Source organism: Halorubrum sp. Ea1 (genome assembly GCF_002252965.1).
In the GTDB taxonomy this organism is placed as follows: domain Archaea; phylum Halobacteriota; class Halobacteria; order Halobacteriales; family Haloferacaceae; genus Halorubrum.
This window is the reverse complement of sequence record NZ_NHPG01000110.1, coordinates 1-18774: the sequence shown is the minus strand read 5'-3', so window position 1 is coordinate 18774 and position 18774 is coordinate 1. Positions and strand designations below refer to the sequence as shown.

Genomic DNA, 18774 nt, shown 5'->3' with positions numbered 1-18774 from the left:
TTCACCAACTACACTCGATACATGTCGAACCCAGCTGTCTCCCACCGATTTTTACCCAACATGGCCCGTGTGTCGACGATCACGTCTCCTCGCATCCGATCAACGAATGTCTGCGGAGAGAGAACGCCGTATTCGGGGTGATCCGTCACCAGTACGGCGGCATCGACCTCATCAAGGCTCTCCTCAAGCGACGAGAGGTCGTAGTTGATGTCGTCGCTGTTCACGTATGGGTCTGTCAGTCGAAGTTCGTCGACACCTCTCTCCAACAACTCTTCGGCGATCACGAGCGATGGGGTTTCTCGAACGTCAGACACCCCACCCTTGTAGGCGACGCCGAGTAAAGCCACCCTCGCTCCATCCAGATCACCGAGCGCCGCCGAGAGCAACTCGATCACGAACTCCGGCATCCCACCGTTGACTCGGCGAGCCGTCTCGATCAGCATCGGGATGTCGTTGTTGTGGTTCAAAAACAACGGATCGATCGGAATACAGTGACCGCCGACGCCCGGACCTGGACGCAGGATCTCCACCCGCGGATGTTCGTTGGCCATCGAGATTGCCTCTCGTGAGTCGATCTCGAATTCGTGAGCGAGCTTCGCGATCTCGTTCGCGAACGCGATGTTCGTGTCTCGGTACGCGTTCTGGATCAGCTTCACGAACTCCGCCGTCGTGGCGTCGGCCGTTCTGATGTCGCCGGAGACGAACGAGTCGTACAGCGCGACGATCCGGTCGGTCGGCCGTCCTCCGACCGTGCCGACGATCCGGTCGTTCTCCCGTAGCTCCGTGAGGGTGTTTCCGGGAAGCACCGTCTCCGGGCTGTATCCGAGAGTGACGTCCTCGGTCGCGGAGAGTCCCGATTCCTCGATCACGTCCCGCAATCGACCCGCGGTCGTCCCAGGTGGGACTGTCGAGGAGAGGATCACCGTATCATCCTCCCGAAGTTGTTTTGCAACCGCTTCGCCTGCCACCTCAACGTAGGATAGGTCCGTCCGGTCGAGGTCCTTGTCGTACGGCGTCGGGACACAGATGATGTGGAACTCCGCCTCTCGTGGTTGTGAAATGATCCTCAATCCGTCCTCAAGCGCACGCCTCACGAATCGGTCAAGATCAGGCTCCTCGATATTAAAAGAACACCGCTCGAGATCAGACCGATGCGCTGGGTCGGCATCGAACCCGTACACTTCGTAGCCAGAGTTCGCGAGGACCGCGGCCGTCGGAAGGCCAACGTATCCGAGCCCGTGGACACAGATGCGTGGGTCAGTCTCAGTCATTCGTATTCGAGGGTATCGAGGATCCGGTCAGCCGACGTGCCGTCTCCGAACGGGTTCTCCCAGTTTCGGTCTCTCGCAAGCATCTCGCGAACGCCCTCCACGACATCGTCTGGATCCACGCCCACGATCAAATTTGCTCCGACATCAACGGTTTCAGGACGTTCCGTGTTGTCTCGCAGTGTGACACAGGGTGTCCGAAGGATACAGCTCTCCTCTTGAACGCCGCCCGAGTCGGTGAATACAATTGTCGCCGCGTCCTCCAACACGAGGAAATCGAGGAAGTCTTGCGGCTCTACCAACTGAATAGAATCTGGGACATCGATCCCGAATTCGGAGATTCGCTTTTTGGCCCGTGGATGAATCGGATATACGATTGGGAGTTCATGCTCCTCAGCTGCCTTCGCCACGCTGTCGAGCAACCTCTCGAATCGTTCCCTGTCGTCGACGTTCTCCGCTCGGTGAGCAGTCAACAACGTGAACTGCTCGTCGAGGTTCAGATCCGACAGGACGCTGCTGCGTTCATGAGCGATCTCGACGTTCTGCTGAACTGCGTCAACAATCGTATTTCCGGTAACGGTAATCCACTCATCGGGAAGTCCCTCCTGACGTAGCTGATCCCGTGAGGTGTCGGTCGGCGCGAACAGGTAATCGGCGGCGTGATCGGATACTCGCCGGTTGATCTCCTCGGGCATGTCCCGATCGAAGCTCCGAAGCCCTGCTTCCACGTGTCCGATCTTAATGCCTTCCATCTTCGTCGCCGCGATAGTTCCTGCGAGGACTGAGTTTGTATCCCCCTGAACGATCACGATATCGGGGCGCTCGGCTTCCAAGACTGATTCGATCTCGGCGATCATCTTCCCGGTCTGCTCTCCGTGGCTGCTCGATCCGACCGCAAGGTTGTAATCTGGGGTTGGGAGGTCGAGTTGCTCGAAGAACACTGAGTCGAGTTCTTCCGAGTAGTGCTGGCCCGTGTGAACGATCGAGAACGACACGTCTCGTCGTTGGCAGGCACGGATGACAGGAGAGAGCTTGATTATCTCCGGTCGTGTTCCCAAGACGAAGCTGAGCGTAGAGGACATCGTGTGAGTTTGTTGTATCGATAAATCCGGAGGTCGAATTTAAAAGCTCGTATTCGCTACTCGTCGAAACAATCACTACGTTCGGTGATCGTTTCGAGATACTCCTCGCTGATAGAGTCCCAGTCGAAATACGCGTTGACGTACTCGCGTCCCGACACCGCGAAGGCCTTCCACTCCTCTGGGTCATCACGGAGTCGCCTGGTTGCCGAGACCAGTTCCTCGTTGTTGTCGGGCTCGATGGCGATCCCGGCGTCGGCGTCCATGAGAATCCGTTTCGCCTCACCTCGAACGCCGAGGATCACCGGAAGTCCAGCCGCCATCGATTCTAAGAGTTTCGAAGGGATCACCGTCTCGAATATCTCTCGAGGCTTCAGATGGACGAGTGCGACATCCGACTCGCGAAGGATGTAGGGTACCTCCTCTTTTGGCCGTCGGCCGGTGAAGTTGACATTATCCAGGTCGGCTGCTTGTGCTTCCAACACTTCACGCTCGGCTCCGTCACCGACGATCACGAACTGAACGTCGTCGATTTCTGGAGCCGCCTCCAACACGATCGACAGACCGTGTGCCCGCCCGATCGTTCCGACGTACGAGATCGTGAATTCATTATCGAGATCGTTCAGAACTGGCGATCCGTCTCCCTCGACATCATAAAAGGCCAAGTCGATTCCGTTCGGATGGAACGCGATCTTCGATCGATCGACGCCACAGTCCACGATGGGCTCGATGAACGCCTTCGATACGACGATGAGATGGTCCGAACGCTGATAGAGGAACGTCACTGTACGCTCGAGCAACCAGATCACGAGCTTATTGTCGAAGTCGCTGACTGCGAGGATAGATTCAGGCCACAGGTCGCGAACCTCAAACACAAATGTCGCTCGCTTAACCCGCGCAATAACCCAGGCAGAGATACCCGTGAGCGGTTGCGGCGACGTCGCGATTACGACCGACGGCGAGACGTATCGAAGTCCAACAACCATCGAGATGAGCATAAACCAGACGAACTTCAAGCTGCGACGAAAGAGGTTCCCACTAGGCGACGTGATCGTTTTCGTATAGAATACGTCCACGCCATCCCGCTTCTCGTGTCGCAACCACTGGTTATCGTACCCGTCATAGATCTCCCCTTCCGGATAGTCCGGCGTGGAGGTCAACACGGTCATGGATACCTCCTCCGACCACCGCTTGGACAGTTCGTCCCATCTCGTCTGGGAGGCCCCCGTCTCAGGTGGGAAGTATTGCGTTACGACAAGGATCGACTCGGATTCGTCCGTCATGTGCGTAGACTACCGATATTCCGATCTTGAAGCGACTCGATCCGCGGCAATAACTCGTCCGCCCGCGTTGTGAGCACGGTCACGTCGTGACCCATCGTGACCTGGTCTCTCGATATTGCGTGGGCGTAGTAGTCCCCGCTGCCCTTCGTGTCGGGATATATCAACGGCACGCCCCGGAGGGTTCGCATTACGCGCTCATATCCGACGCCAGGGTACAAACGTACCGGTTCGGGTTAGTCACGAATTTTGTTTAATCATCAATCGCTCTCGAATTGAGTCCGATGTTGGCTAAGTGAAATTTGATGATGTGGAGTAATTCACGCCGATTCAGAAAGTCGCCGTTCAGCTGTCAGTAACAGCGTCACCAGTGGAACCATCGTGAGTATCCTCATCAGTCTCTTCGTCAAGATACTGCCAATTTTCAGTGTCCAAACGACCTTCGAGATATGCCTCGCCGTCTTCGGTGATCATGTAGACGCCATTTCCGAGATCGTTAATAAGTCCCTTTTCGGCCAGTACCTTACATCGACGATGAACCTGTACACGAGAATATCGTATTGGGCCCTCTTTTTTCATTTTCGTCGGAGAGCCAGATTCATTTTCAGATAGATACTCTAAGATACGGTCGTCCGCTGCAGACATCCATTCGCCAGCATATCTCATAGATTACTCTGAGGGACCTATATTTAATAGGAGGTCGAAAAGTTATCTAGCACACTTTCAGTACATTAAAGTAACAGCAGTACTGAGTAGTAGCTACAGAGCCCAGTGACGAACTCTCGGCTCGTGAGAAAGTGTCGAAACCCCGGCTGCGGTGTACCAGCACCCAGCCGGGACGGGTTCTGTGCGGTATCACAGAACCATGCTAATACTGGCAACTGCGGGGCTTAAGCCCTACGAGACGACTGACGGATCGAACAGTAACAGTTCTGGCTGTAGTTTGTGTCCCAGCCCAGCGGACGGCTACGACGCTGCCTTCGACGGCCCACTCTGTACACCGTGCGCTACGACACGCAACCACGACGAAACCACCGTGGAGGGGCACAATGTCTAGCCCCACTGAGAGCGACACCATCTCGCTTGCCGATCTCTCAGCTACCCACCGCGACCTGCTGTGGATACTCTCTCAGACAGGCCCCAGCGAGAGCGATCCACTCCACCAGACACTCGCCGACTACTACACCGATGGTATCGACCAAGCCCGGGTCTGCGACACACTCGAGGAACTCATCGAACACGACTACGTCACTAAACAAACCCACCAAACGACCGAGTACCGACTCACCGAGTTGGCCCGCCGTGCACTCTCCGCGCGGCAAGCGTGGCAAGCTGGCACTGACACCGCCACCGAGGGAGGGAACGAATGACGCGACTCGACGACCCACAAGCCGCAGACCTCGCTCAACTCACGCGCATCTCACTCGACACTGACAACCCGATCTGCCAAGTCTGTGGCCAACCCCTCCACGAAGGCGACGACATCACCGCCTACGCCTACCGCGCGGCCGGCGAACCCGCGTACGCGATCGGCTACATCATGTGCGGATCAGATGTTCACGAACACCCGACCGTCTTCACCCGCGGTGTTCGCGAGTACGTCCTCACGGGCCACATCGGGACGTGCGCTGACGTGCGTACCCAATCAATAATATATGTTCTGCTTGGTCCGGAGGCAGTGGTTACCAGCCCGACGACAAGCAGGGAGCTACACGTCCACCCGGACACTCCCACGGAGCGTCTACCGACCGACACGCAACAGCAGGAACCCACATCCTTGCTGACCGCGATCCGGGAGCACGCTCGCTCGGACGGGGGCACCCCCCAAGAGGAGTCTGAGTAATGGCAGGTAATCTAACTGATCAGGGTCTCAGTCTACGGCAATCGTTCGTGATACACCATCAGCCTGCGGCTCATGACCGAGGGCTCCAGCTCGTCAGCTACGATACCGGTAGCTCCACTGGAAGGCCCGTCAGTTCGACGACCTCCCCACAGGCGATCAGGTGAATAATGATTGAAGATATCGGTCCCGACGTTTTCGTTCGAATTCGCACCGACCTGTTGGTGGTCGGTGACAGCATCATGACCGATCGCCACCACGCCTCGAACGGCAACTACGAGGATACCGACCCACAGAACCAGATCGGCGGCATCATCCCGGCATTCTCACTGTCGGGGTGGCTTCGTCACGGGATGGAGAAGGTCGTTCAGAAGCGGGGCAGTACTGCCTGTCATCCCGGAGAGGCCAACGCGAACTTCCGGAAGGACGGCGTCTACAACCGCGATCTCGATGCCGGCTACCACGAGAAAGGCGCGTGTCTCGACGACGATGACGACACCGGCTGCGTGATTCTCGATCTCTTCGGCGGGTTCGAGAATCATCCTGGGAAAGTGATGCGTCGCCCGATCAAGTTCTCGCCAGTTCGGTCCAGTGTTGACTACACACGAGGACAGGCCGAGGGCCACTACCGCCGGCTCAACCGGAACGTCGTCTCGCGGAACAAACAAGACAACCGAGAACCGCTTCGGAACGCCGAACTTGACGCTGTCGGAAACCTCGACGGCTCGTGGCACCTCTCTTTCCGGGAGGTGAAACCCGAGTTCATAGCGCTGCTCGCCGAAGCCATCGAGTATCTCGACGCGCACAACACCGACTTCATGCACCAGCTCGGTGGCGCGCGGAACTTCGGCGGCGGAATCATAGATTGTGAGTTGGTGAACCCACTCTACGAAGCGCATGAACTCCGTCGCGTCTTCGATCGGAGCAAAAACAGCACGGACAAGATGGACGAGAAAGACGAAAAGTGGGAAACCGAGTACCTGTCGGAGTTTCAGACGGTGCTCGCAGCGCGCGTGGATGAAAAATGAACGACGTGATGCTCACGGCGTTCCGCCATGACGCGCATAAATTCACCGGCGAGAGTCACGCTAATGCGCGACCGGAGTTCGCTGGCGTGCGTGTGAACCAGACGGTTCCACAAGGTGCAGACGGCGATGCAGCGGCACTCTCGCGGCCACAACAGAAGCCGGAGCAGACGGTCCAAACACACGACACCCACTACCGACTCTCGCTTTTGACCGGTGAGACCGCCTATAGCCGCGGCGAGTTCTCTCGCGCGACCACAGAGAGTGAGGTGTCAGACCTCCTTAGAATCGAGGACGCAGAAACAGCCCACAAACAGTGGCTCAAAAGCGACGTGGCCGCCGCGTTCAACGAGTCAGTGTATCACCCATACACCTCGTTAAAGTTCCACACGCTGCTCGTGGCAGCCCTCTTGGACAACTACCGTGGCGACCACGAATTCGGCGATCTTCGGCTCATCGTCGATAACGCCGGCAGCGTCGTGCCGTTTCGAACCGTCTTCGACGGCGACCGCTTCGCGCTCCGGATTGACGTGAACACAGACGGGAATCCATCGGCGCATCTCGGAAGTCACCCGTGGCGGTCGTGGGCAGCGACGTGGAACCGCCTGACTGTACATCCGCTCGATACCGACCATGACAAGTACGACATGACGCTCGATGCCAACCTTCGACGGATACAGTCGTGGAGTACCGCACTCCAATACATCGAGGACTTTGAGAATTGGAGCTACGGGCCGAACAAAACGAATGAAGAAATCGCACAATATGAGTAATCAGATTCAACAGGTGCTGTGGGAGTTGCGGATGGACTACATCGGTCACCCGTACTACGTCTCGGGGAACGCCATCCTCCACGCTCTCGGGCCCCACCTTGACCCGGAAGTACACGCAGCGGTGGCAGCCAGTCACGGTGTCTTTGTTCCCGGACAGTTCGGCGTGTTCCCAAAAGAACACACACAGTCGGGCAGCCGTCCGTACCTCGGGGGTGGGCTACCGGAGGTGAACGCCTACGATGATCTGTTCCTCCACCGGCACGCAATTCACCCATGGCTGCTTGACACTCGCGCTCGTGACGCGCTGAACACCCATGACTTCCGTATCCACGGCGGCCACCCAGCGCTCGCGCATGAAACCATCATGGGCCGCCGAGAGGACCACCGAAAACAGCAACAGACGACGAAGTGGTACGTCCACGCCTATCTCCACGCTGATGACCCAGCGGTCCTTCCGCTCGGCGAGGATGTGCTTGAAGGGCTGCAGTTCGGTGGCAAGCGAAACTACGGCTACGGCGAGGTTCAGCTGAAAGATACTCAGATGGTGGACCTCGACAACTTGGACTACTCACGGCTTAACCGTGCAGAGACGTACCTCATCGAGTTGCTGACACCGTTCGTGCTAAAGTCGGAGTATCCAGAGACGAACGACTGTCCTGTTCCGTGGTGGTGGGCCGAGAGTCGCGACGAGCTCCGGTTGCGTGAGGAGAAACTACTGGAACACCGCGAGGTTTTCCGACTTGGGACGGTCGATCACGGCCAAGTCGTCACGTACCTCGGCAACCGCCCGGTGGAGACCGCGAAAAACGGCCTCCAGCGGATCGGGTCACACTCCCGCTACGGCTTTGGCGAGCTACGGGTGAAGCCGCTCAGCGAACAGTACGAAGAACCAGAGTGTGCTCGTGAGTGAATCCATGAGCGATAATGAATCGCTAGACAAATATTCGCGGTGAAGTCTGAATAAAGAAATCGTATTAGCAATATGTACGAGTTGACGCCTACGGCGACCAAACTATACGCCACACTCCTGCGAGCAGCCCAGCCGTGTGGCCGCAGTGAGCTCATCAACCAATCAGGCATCTCGGCGAGCAGTTATGATCGCCGAATCAGCGCCGTAAGCGAGCTTGAACGCGTCACACCAGTCTACGTCGCCGGCCACAGACGGTGGACCACCACGGACGCAACTCCCGCAGACGTTCGCCCAACACCGCTGTTGGCGCACCGACAGACAACTGCCACAGAACGCGTGAGCAGCCACACCAGCACGTGGGCCAGCCAACAGAGCGCCCACGCCTGGACAGCCCTGTTCACACCACCACCCATGCACAAAGGCACCAGCCGTCCGATGAAGACAGACAGGACAGCCCCCGATCGCCCAAGCCCACCCACAGGTATCCACCAATCCACAACAATCCATCGTACCGAGACACCACCGCTCCACTCGAAGCAAGGGGGTGAAACACAATGACAACCCCGACACTCGATCTCGAAACAACGGTCACGCACGACCACCCGGTCACCGAAACACCAGCCACAATCCAAATCGACCGCGACGAGTTCGATGCGTCAGTCGTCAGACTCGCCTTCAGCGGCCAGTGGGGGACGACGTACGTAAATCTCACAGCAACAGAGGCGCACACAGTTGCGAGCGCACTCGAAAAGACGGCGACGGACGCCGCCAACGCGGAGGCCACCGATGAGTGACGACCCCGAAGACCGCGAGGAGATTCCAGAAGTCGGGGGTCCCAATCGCGAGGAGACACCCACGGATCACGACCCCACCAACGGCCGGTGGCTCGAAGGAAAGTTCGCTGACGCACTCGAAACGTGGGGGTATCTCACCGCCCGCAATGAGCAGCTCTTCGGGCTTGAAACCGACGTCCTCGCGCGCCGGAAACCTCCACGAAACGAGCCGGACGATTTCATCGTCGGTGAGTGTAAAGACTGGCATACAAGCCTCGTCGGTCGCGACGCCGTCGCCGCAATCTCCCACCGGGCCGCACTGGCTCGCGCAATGCCCATCCTCGTCGTGGCCAGAGGCGTCACTTCCTCGGCGTGGACGCTCGCCCAACAGCTCGATGTTCGCATCCTCACCATCGAGGATCTCGAGAAAGACGGGCTGCCGCCGCTAACAGAGCATCGACCACCCGTGGGAACGTTCCGTACCCGCCGAGAACCCTCAGTAAGAGAACTCCGTGAACGCGTGCCGTCGATGGTGATCCGACAGAGCACGCTCGATATCGAGGCGCCGGTGTTCTTCGCTGGGGGGACAAGCCCGTGTTATGTGCCAGATCGAGAGGGCAACGACGCGTACGTCAGCGCGTACGACAGCGACTACAAGTTCGATTGACGCTCTTCGCGTCCTAAAGCGCGAGGCGTTCACGTCATATTTTCCGTAGGGACGGTTTGTCAAACCACAATATCCCAACCCAGCGGTGCGGTGCCGTGGGAATCCTCGCGTTTTAGCGCGGAGAGGATGTCAACGCGATACATCGGTGTAACCGACCTCACCCTACTTCGCTCGGCCTTGCGGCCTCGCTCGTTGAGGGTGGGGCTTTGATGTGGTTCTCGCCCTCGGTTGGCGCGACGGGGCGTCTTGTGCGCCTCGCCTACCGGACGCCCTTCGGGGTCGACAAACCCACCATTCAGGGCCGGGCTACTGCGGCCCGTACTGCGCGCCACTTGTGGACGCACAGCACTAATTAGCAGTAAGATATGGTGTAGCATAGTGGTTGCGAAAGCTCATGTCGGCTTCCTTTCCGGCCTACTCGCGTCGCGCTTCCGACTGAGCGTCGGAACCCCTCGCTCCTTGAGGCCGGAGGCTCCGCCTCGAAAACTGCTGATCCTTGTTCCTCTGTGAAACTGGCGCTTCCTTGCCAACAGACACCAGTCGACATCGCTTCCCCCCGTGAGAAACTGTTATGTATCACAGTGTACTACTGCGTACACATGCCATCAATCAGTGCTCGAGTTCCCGATGATGATGAAGAGGAGCTTGAAGCGGTGAGTGAGCTATTAGAGGAAGATAAGAGTACAGTCATTCGCAAAGCACTCTCGGAGGGTCTCTCATCCATCCGTCGACGTGTCGCTATTGAACGGTACCAAAGTGGTGAGCTCTCGGTTAATGAGGCGGCCCGACTTGCCGGTGTGAGTCTCGCAGAATGGCTCGAGATCGCCCGTGAACACAATCTCACAACCCAACTGTCTCCGGAGGATATCGAATCAGACGCTGCTGCTGCGCGTGACCTGTGACGCGAATTTTTCTCGATGCGACGACGCTTATCGCACTCGGTACCATCGGTGAACTCAAACAGCTTACGAGCTTTACTGGTGAGCTTGTTATCCTTCCCACAGTCCAAAATGAAATCACAACGGAACCGGCGCAGACAAATGTGAATCGGTTTATCGACCAGTATGCGGTTGAGACAACCGATCCAGCTGTTCAAGACCGAGTACAGCAAGCCAAAGAGGTCCTTGCTGAAAAAGAACAGAATGGAGATGTCTCTCTGATTGCCGCTGTCTTGGCCTATACTGCGGAGGATCGACCGGTCGGTGTCGTCTCAGATGACCAGCGTGTTCGGACTACAGCTCGTGGACTCGGGGCGACAGTCACTGGAACGGTTGGTGTCATTGTCCGGGCTGTGGAGGAAGGACTTGATCGCGAAGACGCGTACACTCTAATAAACCAGATTGACTCCCATGGGCTTCACATGACTGGGGATCTCCGCGAGAAGGCCTACTCGCTCATCGATAACGCCGCTGAATCGACGTGATAACGCTCGCGACACTGATTACGGGTTCGGGTGATATCCTCCCTTAGCGTAAGCGACGACGTTCTCCTCACCGCATTTGGGAGATTTTCTGATCTACGACACGACTTGTTCTCGCGGTACAAAACATCCGCTCTCGGGGCCGGATAACAACGAACACAGATAGTCGTCAGGAAATTATTCCTTGAAGTAAGAATTATATCTGCGGCCTCGAAAGGACACGTATGCCCGACACACCGTCCACGGACGGGCCTCGCTCTTTCGATGACCCGTTTAGTGGGGACGACATCGAACAGCGTATTTATGGAACTATCCTCCAGACTCGGGAACCAGCGACAGCGAGTGCTATCGCCGAGCGAGTAGAGTGCGACCCGAAAACCGCCCGGAAGTATCTCAGCTGGTTCGCGGATCTCGGAATCGCCACACGCAATGACGGTCATCCAACCACCTATGAACGCAACGACGCATACTTCGAGTGGCGACACATCAACCAGCTCGCCGCAGACCACTCGGTGGAAGAACTACAGGAACGCGTTCGTGATCTGACAGCACAAATTGCTGAGTACGAGGACGCGTACGATGCCGCAACACCGGCTGCGGTTGACGCCGTGGCTATCGCGGAGGCGAGTGACAAACGAACGATCGACGCCGTGTACAGTGACCTCGCAGACTGGGCAACCGCACGGGAAGAACGCGAACGCTACGAACGCGCTCGCCAGCAACGTGCTGGCGCCGACGGCGAACAGGCTTCTGGGTAGCTCGCTCGATGGTGCCACCAACAGGCGACGGTGGGAGCCCTGCTCCCATCGATCGCCCAATCCTCGAGTTCTTCCAGACGCGTCTCCGAGCGACACAGCAAGTCGAACGAGCGACCATCACAGACGCCAGTGGCCACCTCGAACTTCATGTCACATTCGTGTCGTCGTACTATCCAGCGACCGTCAGCGAGGCGACCCTAACGATTCGCTGGTACACAAATGACGAGTTCAAGATTCAGTATCGAGAGACGCACCCCGAGAGCGCCTGGGAATGCCGGTGGGACCGCCATCCGAATCCCCACAACACACGAATCCACTTCCATCCCCCGCCCACCGCCCCGACGCCCGGTAACGACGCCTCTTGGCCGACCGACCACCGCGACGTGCTGTCGCTCGTCCTTGACGGGATCGAAGAGCGGATCTCGGCTCTCTGGCACGACTAGTGAGTGCTCCGCTACGCATTGGCGGTGGCGCTATCGGCGTCGTCGCGATCGATGAGCGGATAACCACAGAAGAGAAAACTTACTCCCAGATCGTCTTGTAGCCGGCGTCGCCAATAACACCGTCAGTCGTGAGGATGGCATCAGTCTCCTGTGCGCGGTGACTAGCGACGATCAGGCCGTCGTGGATGCTGAACTCACCAAGCAGTTGGGCGTATTCTGCCAGCTCCGCATCACCGACGGGCGCAACCGAGATTGGCCCGTTTCCAACCAACGCCTGACGGGCGTCCTCCGGTGTCCCCGTGAGAGAGATGCCCCGAACGTCCTTGTCGCGGGACACCGAGTACAGCACTTCAGCGATCGCCGTACTCGGTGTCTCGATGACCGTTTCCCCGGCTTCAGCTTCAGCGAACACCTGGTCAGCCTCTCGCGGGAGCGCGTCGACGAGATAGACTAGCAGCGAGACGGCGTCAGCAGTGTATGCTGCCATTTCAGGCTTCCTCGTAGTTCCGATCACGGCGATCCCGGACGCGCTGGCCCAACTCCTCGGCGATCTCCTCGCGCTTCGCATCCGAGGTGTCGTCAGGAACGAGCATCCCGCGTCCGCCGGTACGAGTACGCTTTTTCACCACGATCCCCTCGTCAGTGTCCATCCAGACGACCTCGTCACCGGGATTTAGGTCGTACTTCTCGCGGAGTTCGTGAGGGATCGTCGCTTGGCCCTTCTCTGTGACACGGGTAGACTTACTCATACGCAGTAATACTAGTCGTAATACCTTTTGTCTTGCGGAGGGTGAATCGCCTCGGGGTCAAGCCCCGAGGCTTCCCGTTTCCACGACATGACTTGCAGACACGGACTCGAAGTGAGTCGTGTCCGTAGCGGTCACAGTCTCCACGGGCGTGTCTTCGGGCCATCCCAGCCCTAATTCAGCAAAGCCTCTCTGTAAGACGTTCATCGCCGCATTCGCGTCCCTGTCCGTCTCAAATCCACACGACGGACAGGAGTGTTCCCTGACCCAGATGGGTTTCGCTGACTCCACACCGCACGACGCGCATTCTTTGCTCGTGCCTCGGGCTTCGACCTGCACGACGTGACTGCCGTACAATTCTGCTTTGTATTCGAGCAGGGTGATGAACTGTCGCCACGCCGCATCCTGCTTGTTTCGAGTGTTGTGCGACTGTTCAAGCATCTCCTTCACGTTCAGGTCTTCGACGAATACGGCGTCGTACTCGCGGACGAGCCATGTCGTTATCTTATGCTGGTAGTCCAGCACCTTCCGGCGAATTCGACGCTTGAGTTTGGCAACTTCGACTCGTTGTTTCTCGTAGTTGTTCGACCCCTTCTCCTTCCGAGATAACTTACGCTGTTCGCGTCCGAGTCGCTCGTAGTCGTCTTCGAGGTCGAGCCAATCCACGGTTTTGCCGTCGCTAGTGTGGATGTAGTTGAGTATTCCGAGGTCGATGCCGACGCTGTTGCTCGCGTCCAGCGATTCCACGTCGGGTTTCTCGGGGAGATCGGCGTCGTCGGTTTCGAGGCCGAAGGAGACGAACCACTCGCCAGTCGTCTCCTTCTTGAACGTGACCTCTTTGATGGTGGCGTGGCCGGGAATCGGGCGGTGGTAACGAATCTTCACCCAACCGATTTTGCTGAAGCGGACGTACGCGAACCTGTCTTGGCCCCTCTTTTCATCGAGGTCGAAACCAGACTGGTTGTACGTGACGCTTCGATAATCGGTGGGTGCTTGCCGTTTGAGCCGACCAACGTTGTATCCCCTCTCCTTCTTCTTGCGAAGGTTCGAGAGGTTCCGATAGAAGCGTGCGACGGTGGCTTGGGCGGCCTTCGAGTGTAGTTTACCGAAGACAGGCCACTTTCGCTTCCAGCCGGGAAGTTTGTTGTTCTGGTCGTACTCACTCGGCTTATTGTCTTCCGGGGCTTGTTCGTAGTCCCAGCGGACGTGGTTGTAGAGCTGGCGATGAACATCCAGATGGTGTTCCAGTCCAGCCGCTACCTTTTGTGTCGGGTAAGCGTGGTAGCGGTGACTGTGTTCCATCGCTGTCTATTGATTAGTGATGTGTTCATTTAGTGGTTTGTATCACGAGTTGTCGGCTTCATCCCCGAGATCAAGCCTCGGGGTATTCGCCTTGTCCGCCGATAAAGTACGGCTTGGCGGAATTCTTTTCTGATGATGCGATGTGAATCCTCGTATGGAACCGAATGCTGATCAGTCACAGATACGCTCTGCTCTCAAGGATGTGGTCTGTGCTGATCCGGATGTCGTCTTCACCGTTGTATTCGGATCACAGCTTTCGGGAACGGCTACGCATTCATCAGATTTTGATATCGCTGTCAAGTTCACAACAGACTGTTCTGAACGGGACCGGTTCAAAAGCGGTGTGTACTCTCTGGTGAGCTCCAACACGAGGAGTTCCCATTCATCGACGTTTCCGATATTGACTCGCTCCCGCTAGATGTCGCACACGACGCGGTAAATGGCGACCTGCTCTGTGTCGATAAACGGGCCTTCGAGCAGTTCAAGACAGATATTGAGGCGGAATTTGACGAGCAACGTGAGACGCTTCGCCGGCACCAGCGGACGGTCATCGATCGGATAGCGGAGGATGGATTGCGTGATTGACGAGCGGATCGTCTCGGTCAAACTCGAACAGATCGAACAGTACTACAGCGAGCTCAACGCGAAACGGGAGACACTGTCTCGCCAAGAGTTCCTCTCGAGTACAACCGAGCAACGTGCTATTGAACGGATGTTCGAAAACGCGATTCAAGCGTGTGCTGACCTCGCTCAACACGTCGCCTCACGCGAGTTCGAATTTGACGGGACGACATCCAAAGGCGCAATTCGAGTACTTGATCGTGAGGGGGTGATCGACGAAGAGGCGGCTGATACTCTCGTCGCCGCGATCGGCTTTCGAAATGTGCTTGCACACGAGTACAGGTGAACCTTTTTGATGACATCAGGAGACATTCGCATATGGGCAGACTCGGTACGCAGTCGACGACCGCGGATCGACAGTTTGCGCTCGCCTGGGTCGGTATGGGGGGCGTGATGTCGCTGGCTGTCGCCACGATCGATTTTTTGCCGCTCCCGTTAGAGGCGGTGTATGTATTCGCGGCTGGCGTCGTGCTTCGTGAGGCCCTTGGTCTTGCGTATTGGGTCCTGCAGAATTGACATTTTTCCCGCCTGAAGGTGGAGGAATCCCGAGTGTTAGGATATTAGGGTTTATACACCGCTTCAGCGTGGATTATCCTCATCAAGTACGGCGGCAAAGTTCTCAAGGAGTTCCCGTGATGATCTCTCATCGGCACGTGACGAGAGTGGTGCTTCCCAGCATTCAATCTCGAGTGTGTGCGCATTCGATATCGGCTCCGGCTCGGTTGTCACATTTAAGATCCCGGTGTGATAGATGGCAAGTAGTCGCTGATCATGGACAGTGACGTAATCGATGCCAACCCGACTCAGGACTGCTGGAATGTCAGTGGATCCTGATAGCGATACGGAGGCGCTTGGAGACGCCGATTCGTACATACCGTGGCTTGGTCCATCGCACCAATAAAGACCCGTTTCGGAAAGGTTCCGTATACAGTATTTGACCACAAGTCGTGACTGATCTTTATCTTGGTCACCACTACTGAATGTTCCCTTGTTCGCTGACGGATGCAATCTTATCAAGGGTCACTACATCGCACTCACTGAGCAGACCGAGTACAGCTGGATACACAGTGAGAACGCAACCCATGGGATGGCAGCCCGGGCCGCATCGATCTGTCCTCGAACAGTGGTCAGGCAGGTTACCGGGCGGTCAACAGAGGGCAGGTCGAAGGGAGGGAACGGGTTTGGTGGTGGGGGGAGAGAACCTGTTCGCAACAGGGACCAATAGTCCCTACTGATAAGTTGGGAGTCATCTATTGAATTGGTTTTGATTTCTCCCAGATTGCTACGAATTACCACTTTCTATGAAACCACATATACTGGGACGGCACTGTTGAATTCCTCAACAGGAGATGTATTTTGACCCGGTTGCGGTCGATACAGGGGACTCACGAATCGTTTATTGTACGATGTGGTGCCGTTGTCCGCAGAAAATTAACTCGGGAATCTACTGATAAAACCGGACTGCGGGCTACTGTCGAGGACCGGATTAATGGTGAAGCTCTGATTTGAATTCGATGGTAGTAATTTCGAATCGTGCACCGTTTCGAGCTTCCTCTTGAAGCTCGATATCCCACCCGTGGTTGTCCACGATCTGTTCGACAATATCTAAGCCGTAGCCCGTGTTGGCTGACTTCGTTGTGTATCCGGATTCGAAAATCTTCGAGTGCTTCTCCTCTGGAATTCCCGGGCCGTCGTCTTCAATATAGACCCCTCGATCAAACGTTCCGACGGAGATCGTTACATCCCCTTCGCTGTGTTCGACCGCATTATCGAACAAGTTTTCGAACACGCGTTGGAGTCGATTTTTATCGGCCTCAAACTCTTTCGATCCGTCAATCGCTAATGCCGCACTCTCTGTTTCAGTCATCGACCAAGCTTGTGTTGCCACATCTCTGAGAGATACCTGTTCGGGATTTCGAGGCCTAGTTTCCTGTTCTGTCATCGTGAGTATCTGCTTGACGAGGACATCGACACGATCGAGGGCATCCTCTATTTTTTCGAGATATTGGTCCTCGTCAGTCTCGCGGTAGAGTGCCATCGAGTTTGATGCCACTTGAAGTGGATTTTTGATATCGTGTGAAAGTGCCTGATGCATCTCTGTTAACCGCTCGTTTTGGGTTTCAATTTGCTTTTGATGCTTTTTATAATCAGAAATATCGCGGCCGTTAACTACGAAACCATTTATGAACTCGTCATCGAACATATTTGTTCCACGCGTTTCGAACGGGACGAGTTCTCCATTCTTCTTTTCCCAGTGGTGTTCAATCACCGGTTCACTCTCTGGATGTTCAATCGCTCTATAGAACTCATTCATTGCGTTTTCACGATCTTCCGGTGGCATGAAGCCGAACGCAACTTCGCCAATAATCTCGTGTTGCTCGTAGCCGAGAAGATCCTCACACACCGGCGAAATATATCGAAATTCAGCGTTCTCGTTGACGATCCCGAGAACGTCCGAAGAGTTTGTGACCAATTTACTGAACTTCTCTTGGGAGCGCTCAAGCTGTTTGGACTTTCTGTGTCTTTCGACCGAATTAACGATTCGATTCGCTAATAAAGAGAATTGGCTAGTGTCCGATTTCTTTTGTAGATAATCCGTCACTCCACGCGAAATCGCCTCGCTTGCTATTTGTTCACTTCCTTTTCCAGTGAACAGGATGAACGGGATGTCAGATTCCTCTCTGATTCGTTCTAGGAATTCAAGACCATCCAGACCGGGCATCTCATAGTCACTGACAATCGCATCTACCTCATGTTCCACAACGTAAGAGAGCCCACCCTTTGCGCAATTAACCGTTTCCACGGCGAATTCGTCACGTTCTCTTTTGAGAAACGTAGCGGTGAGATCCAGTAGTTGCATATCATCGTCAACCAACAGGACGGTTATCTGCTGCTGAATGCTGTCCAAGTTGAATACTGGTGTTCTGGTATCATCGACGTCGTTGATTTCACCAATCTCAGTCATTATTATGCCTCCGTAGTACAAGAGTAAAGTAGGGTACTAGAACATCTATCGCCTGTTGGTGATGTTCTTTTGTATTCATATCATGGAGTTCAGCAGCGAGCGCGTATCGCATCGGCTCCGGTCCAGGACCCGCCTGTCCGTATCTGGGCTTATCGGGATAGTCTGGGTCTTGAAGCGCTGCACGGAGTTCGTATATCTGGGCTTTTTGATACGGTGTCCAGTAATCTGCCCCCATTTTGTGATTGCGCCAAGCTTCAGTTTTCTTAATCGCATATCGTTGGTCAGAGCCAGTCGTTGCCGCTCGTTTCCGGAGGTTTTCTCGCACCGCAGTGTAATCCGCATCTCTTATTCGTTCTGGATTTATGGCACCATTTTGCATGCAATCTAGTTCGATATTATCTTTTTCCCAGAGTGCATCAACATATGCCGACGATGCTAGTTCCACTTCTTTTGATGTGAGATATGGAAATAGCAGCTGGTCCACTCTTTTACAGTATTTCATTGCATCATTTTTCATTCCTTTGTCATTTGCGATAAAAACCTCGCCGAAATTTTCGGCTGCTTTCCGGGCCGTCTGTAGGATCTCTTTAGCTCTTGGTTCACCAACCGACTGACTATACTTAGTGTCAGCAAGGTCATCCATAGAATTGATATAATTCTATCCCACTCAGCACTTATATTTTATGGAATATTAATATTCAAATGAACTGTTAAAAATAAGTTACATTCATTGTACAGCGAATGTTGGCTTCCTTCTCCCCCATAGTGAGGCGGAAGATCCGCTTCTGGTTTCAAACACACTGCTGACCGTACGGGTAGCGTTTAGATAAATTGATTCCATGCGAAGGCGAACGCTTGTAACCAATTTTCGGCGGTGCTCAATTTGATATGGCTAAAAGCATTT

25 protein-coding genes and 1 pseudogene are annotated in these 18774 nt (G+C 55.6%); 14 read left to right on the top strand and 12 right to left on the bottom strand.

Translation table 11 applies throughout. The annotated features are described in order from the left end of the window. Positions 1-8 precede the first annotated feature (8 nt). The 5 genes from DJ73_RS13310 to DJ73_RS13290 form a co-directional block, all read right to left on the bottom strand. The gene (locus DJ73_RS13310) at positions 9-1271 is read right to left on the bottom strand and encodes a nucleotide sugar dehydrogenase (RefSeq protein ID WP_094558216.1); all 1263 of its coding nucleotides are present in this window, start codon (positions 1269-1271) and stop codon (positions 9-11) included. Beyond that, complete coding sequence (wecB, locus tag DJ73_RS13305; protein WP_094558215.1) at positions 1268-2350, bottom strand: non-hydrolyzing UDP-N-acetylglucosamine 2-epimerase; 1083 nt, start codon at positions 2348-2350, stop codon at positions 1268-1270. Before wecB ends, DJ73_RS13310 begins: the two co-directional genes overlap by 4 nt. A 56-nt stretch (positions 2351-2406) precedes the next feature. After that, positions 2407-3630: a glycosyltransferase family 4 protein gene (locus tag DJ73_RS13300; RefSeq protein ID WP_094558214.1), complete on the bottom strand. Its 1224-nt coding sequence runs from the start codon at positions 3628-3630 to the stop codon at positions 2407-2409. Then, positions 3627-3818, bottom strand: a complete 192-nt coding sequence (locus DJ73_RS13295; protein ID WP_254921658.1) for a hypothetical protein — start codon at positions 3816-3818, stop codon at positions 3627-3629. Before DJ73_RS13295 ends, DJ73_RS13300 begins: the two co-directional genes overlap by 4 nt. A gap of 154 nt (positions 3819-3972) precedes the next feature. Then, the gene (locus DJ73_RS13290) at positions 3973-4293 is read right to left on the bottom strand and encodes a winged helix-turn-helix domain-containing protein (protein WP_094558213.1); all 321 of its coding nucleotides are present in this window, start codon (positions 4291-4293) and stop codon (positions 3973-3975) included. A gap of 383 nt (positions 4294-4676) precedes the next feature. Here DJ73_RS13290 and DJ73_RS13285 point away from each other — a divergent pair, with 383 nt between their 5' ends. The 11 genes from DJ73_RS13285 to DJ73_RS13230 all read left to right on the top strand — a co-directional run bounded on the left by DJ73_RS13285 (position 4677) and on the right by DJ73_RS13230 (position 12236). Beyond that, positions 4677-4997, top strand: a complete 321-nt coding sequence (locus DJ73_RS13285) for a PadR family transcriptional regulator (protein WP_094558212.1) — start codon at positions 4677-4679, stop codon at positions 4995-4997. After that, on the top strand, positions 4994-5470 hold the full coding sequence (locus tag DJ73_RS13280; RefSeq protein WP_094558211.1) for a hypothetical protein: 477 nt from the start codon (positions 4994-4996) through the stop codon (positions 5468-5470). Before DJ73_RS13285 ends, DJ73_RS13280 begins: the two co-directional genes overlap by 4 nt. A 167-nt stretch (positions 5471-5637) precedes the next feature. Continuing rightward, positions 5638-6495, top strand: a complete 858-nt coding sequence (locus tag DJ73_RS13275; RefSeq protein ID WP_094558210.1) for a hypothetical protein — start codon at positions 5638-5640, stop codon at positions 6493-6495. Continuing rightward, the gene (locus tag DJ73_RS13270; RefSeq protein WP_094558209.1) at positions 6492-7265 is read left to right on the top strand and encodes a hypothetical protein; all 774 of its coding nucleotides are present in this window, start codon (positions 6492-6494) and stop codon (positions 7263-7265) included. Before DJ73_RS13275 ends, DJ73_RS13270 begins: the two co-directional genes overlap by 4 nt. Before the next feature lie 31 nt (positions 7266-7296). Then, on the top strand, positions 7297-8175 hold the full coding sequence (locus tag DJ73_RS13265; protein ID WP_254921656.1) for a hypothetical protein: 879 nt from the start codon (positions 7297-7299) through the stop codon (positions 8173-8175). A 554-nt stretch (positions 8176-8729) separates the two neighbouring features. Further along, on the top strand, positions 8730-8969 hold the full coding sequence (locus DJ73_RS13255; protein WP_094558207.1) for a hypothetical protein: 240 nt from the start codon (positions 8730-8732) through the stop codon (positions 8967-8969). Next, on the top strand, positions 8962-9615 hold the full coding sequence (locus tag DJ73_RS13250; RefSeq protein ID WP_094558206.1) for a hypothetical protein: 654 nt from the start codon (positions 8962-8964) through the stop codon (positions 9613-9615). Before DJ73_RS13255 ends, DJ73_RS13250 begins: the two co-directional genes overlap by 8 nt. Positions 9616-10214: 599 nt before the next feature. Further along, the gene (locus tag DJ73_RS13245) at positions 10215-10517 is read left to right on the top strand and encodes a UPF0175 family protein (protein ID WP_094558205.1); all 303 of its coding nucleotides are present in this window, start codon (positions 10215-10217) and stop codon (positions 10515-10517) included. Beyond that, positions 10514-11038: a hypothetical protein gene (locus DJ73_RS13240; RefSeq protein ID WP_094558204.1), complete on the top strand. Its 525-nt coding sequence runs from the start codon at positions 10514-10516 to the stop codon at positions 11036-11038. Before DJ73_RS13245 ends, DJ73_RS13240 begins: the two co-directional genes overlap by 4 nt. Positions 11039-11259: 221 nt before the next feature. Then, entirely contained in the window at positions 11260-11793 is a 534-nt protein-coding gene (locus DJ73_RS13235; protein WP_094558203.1) for a sugar-specific transcriptional regulator TrmB, read from the top strand. An 8-nt stretch (positions 11794-11801) separates the two neighbouring features. Continuing rightward, positions 11802-12236 carry a hypothetical protein gene (locus DJ73_RS13230; protein ID WP_094558202.1) on the top strand — a complete coding sequence of 145 codons (435 nt, stop codon included), beginning with the start codon at positions 11802-11804 and terminating at the stop codon, positions 12234-12236. A gap of 79 nt (positions 12237-12315) precedes the next feature. Here DJ73_RS13230 and DJ73_RS13225 read toward each other — a convergent pair whose 3' ends face one another. The 3 genes from DJ73_RS13225 to DJ73_RS13215 are packed head-to-tail and all read right to left on the bottom strand — an operon-like array spanning position 12316 to position 14284. Next, positions 12316-12723: a hypothetical protein gene (locus DJ73_RS13225; protein WP_094558201.1), complete on the bottom strand. Its 408-nt coding sequence runs from the start codon at positions 12721-12723 to the stop codon at positions 12316-12318. 1 nt (position 12724) lies between these two features. Further along, on the bottom strand, positions 12725-12985 hold the full coding sequence (locus DJ73_RS13220; RefSeq protein ID WP_094558200.1) for an AbrB/MazE/SpoVT family DNA-binding domain-containing protein: 261 nt from the start codon (positions 12983-12985) through the stop codon (positions 12725-12727). A gap of 57 nt (positions 12986-13042) precedes the next feature. Beyond that, positions 13043-14284: an RNA-guided endonuclease TnpB family protein gene (locus DJ73_RS13215; protein WP_094558199.1), complete on the bottom strand. Its 1242-nt coding sequence runs from the start codon at positions 14282-14284 to the stop codon at positions 13043-13045. 154 nt (positions 14285-14438) lie between these two features. Here DJ73_RS13215 and DJ73_RS21025 point away from each other — a divergent pair, with 154 nt between their 5' ends. From DJ73_RS21025 to DJ73_RS13200, 3 genes are all read left to right on the top strand, one after another. Continuing rightward, complete coding sequence (locus DJ73_RS21025) at positions 14439-14702, top strand: nucleotidyltransferase domain-containing protein (RefSeq protein WP_254921655.1); 264 nt, start codon at positions 14439-14441, stop codon at positions 14700-14702. A gap of 159 nt (positions 14703-14861) precedes the next feature. Next, complete coding sequence (locus tag DJ73_RS13205) at positions 14862-15191, top strand: DUF86 domain-containing protein (RefSeq protein ID WP_176451139.1); 330 nt, start codon at positions 14862-14864, stop codon at positions 15189-15191. Between the two features lie 32 nt (positions 15192-15223). Next, positions 15224-15421 (top strand): hypothetical protein, encoded by a 198-nt coding sequence (locus tag DJ73_RS13200; RefSeq protein WP_094558197.1) that lies wholly within the window; start codon positions 15224-15226, stop codon positions 15419-15421. Between the two features lie 63 nt (positions 15422-15484). On the opposite strand, the gene DJ73_RS19845 is transcribed toward DJ73_RS13200, so the two are convergent. The 4 genes and pseudogenes from DJ73_RS19845 to DJ73_RS19840 all read right to left on the bottom strand — a co-directional run. Beyond that, positions 15485-15778, bottom strand: coding sequence for a hypothetical protein (locus DJ73_RS19845; RefSeq protein WP_141212963.1), 294 nt, complete (start codon positions 15776-15778; stop codon positions 15485-15487). Between the two features lie 613 nt (positions 15779-16391). Continuing rightward, positions 16392-17870, bottom strand: a complete 1479-nt coding sequence (locus DJ73_RS13195) for an ATP-binding protein (RefSeq protein ID WP_094558196.1) — start codon at positions 17868-17870, stop codon at positions 16392-16394. Continuing rightward, positions 17863-18513, bottom strand: coding sequence for a hypothetical protein (locus DJ73_RS13190; RefSeq protein ID WP_217900446.1), 651 nt, complete (start codon positions 18511-18513; stop codon positions 17863-17865). Before DJ73_RS13190 ends, DJ73_RS13195 begins: the two co-directional genes overlap by 8 nt. A gap of 179 nt (positions 18514-18692) precedes the next feature. Further along, positions 18693-18774, bottom strand: a pseudogene (locus DJ73_RS19840) (IS6 family transposase); the annotation flags it as partial.

Coding starts and splice junctions, on each gene's coding strand:
- DJ73_RS13310 (WP_094558216.1), bottom strand. CDS start 1,271: ATGACTGAGACTGACCCACGCATCTGTGTCCACGGGCTCGGATACGTT.
- wecB (WP_094558215.1), bottom strand. CDS start 2,350: ATGTCCTCTACGCTCAGCTTCGTCTTGGGAACACGACCGGAGATAATC.
- DJ73_RS13300 (WP_094558214.1), bottom strand. CDS start 3,630: ATGACGGACGAATCCGAGTCGATCCTTGTCGTAACGCAATACTTCCCA.
- DJ73_RS13295 (WP_254921658.1), bottom strand. CDS start 3,818: ATGCGAACCCTCCGGGGCGTGCCGTTGATATATCCCGACACGAAGGGC.
- DJ73_RS13290 (WP_094558213.1), bottom strand. CDS start 4,293: ATGAGATATGCTGGCGAATGGATGTCTGCAGCGGACGACCGTATCTTA.
- DJ73_RS13285 (WP_094558212.1), top strand. CDS start 4,677: ATGTCTAGCCCCACTGAGAGCGACACCATCTCGCTTGCCGATCTCTCA.
- DJ73_RS13280 (WP_094558211.1), top strand. CDS start 4,994: ATGACGCGACTCGACGACCCACAAGCCGCAGACCTCGCTCAACTCACG.
- DJ73_RS13275 (WP_094558210.1), top strand. CDS start 5,638: ATGATTGAAGATATCGGTCCCGACGTTTTCGTTCGAATTCGCACCGAC.
- DJ73_RS13270 (WP_094558209.1), top strand. CDS start 6,492: ATGAACGACGTGATGCTCACGGCGTTCCGCCATGACGCGCATAAATTC.
- DJ73_RS13265 (WP_254921656.1), top strand. CDS start 7,297: ATGGACTACATCGGTCACCCGTACTACGTCTCGGGGAACGCCATCCTC.
- DJ73_RS13255 (WP_094558207.1), top strand. CDS start 8,730: ATGACAACCCCGACACTCGATCTCGAAACAACGGTCACGCACGACCAC.
- DJ73_RS13250 (WP_094558206.1), top strand. CDS start 8,962: ATGAGTGACGACCCCGAAGACCGCGAGGAGATTCCAGAAGTCGGGGGT.
- DJ73_RS13245 (WP_094558205.1), top strand. CDS start 10,215: ATGCCATCAATCAGTGCTCGAGTTCCCGATGATGATGAAGAGGAGCTT.
- DJ73_RS13235 (WP_094558203.1), top strand. CDS start 11,260: ATGCCCGACACACCGTCCACGGACGGGCCTCGCTCTTTCGATGACCCG.
- DJ73_RS13230 (WP_094558202.1), top strand. CDS start 11,802: ATGGTGCCACCAACAGGCGACGGTGGGAGCCCTGCTCCCATCGATCGC.
- DJ73_RS13225 (WP_094558201.1), bottom strand. CDS start 12,723: ATGGCAGCATACACTGCTGACGCCGTCTCGCTGCTAGTCTATCTCGTC.
- DJ73_RS13220 (WP_094558200.1), bottom strand. CDS start 12,985: ATGAGTAAGTCTACCCGTGTCACAGAGAAGGGCCAAGCGACGATCCCT.
- DJ73_RS13215 (WP_094558199.1), bottom strand. CDS start 14,284: ATGGAACACAGTCACCGCTACCACGCTTACCCGACACAAAAGGTAGCG.
- DJ73_RS21025 (WP_254921655.1), top strand. CDS start 14,439: ATGGAACCGAATGCTGATCAGTCACAGATACGCTCTGCTCTCAAGGAT.
- DJ73_RS13200 (WP_094558197.1), top strand. CDS start 15,224: ATGGGCAGACTCGGTACGCAGTCGACGACCGCGGATCGACAGTTTGCG.
- DJ73_RS19845 (WP_141212963.1), bottom strand. CDS start 15,778: ATGTACGAATCGGCGTCTCCAAGCGCCTCCGTATCGCTATCAGGATCC.
- DJ73_RS13195 (WP_094558196.1), bottom strand. CDS start 17,870: ATGACTGAGATTGGTGAAATCAACGACGTCGATGATACCAGAACACCA.
- DJ73_RS13190 (WP_217900446.1), bottom strand. CDS start 18,513: ATGGATGACCTTGCTGACACTAAGTATAGTCAGTCGGTTGGTGAACCA.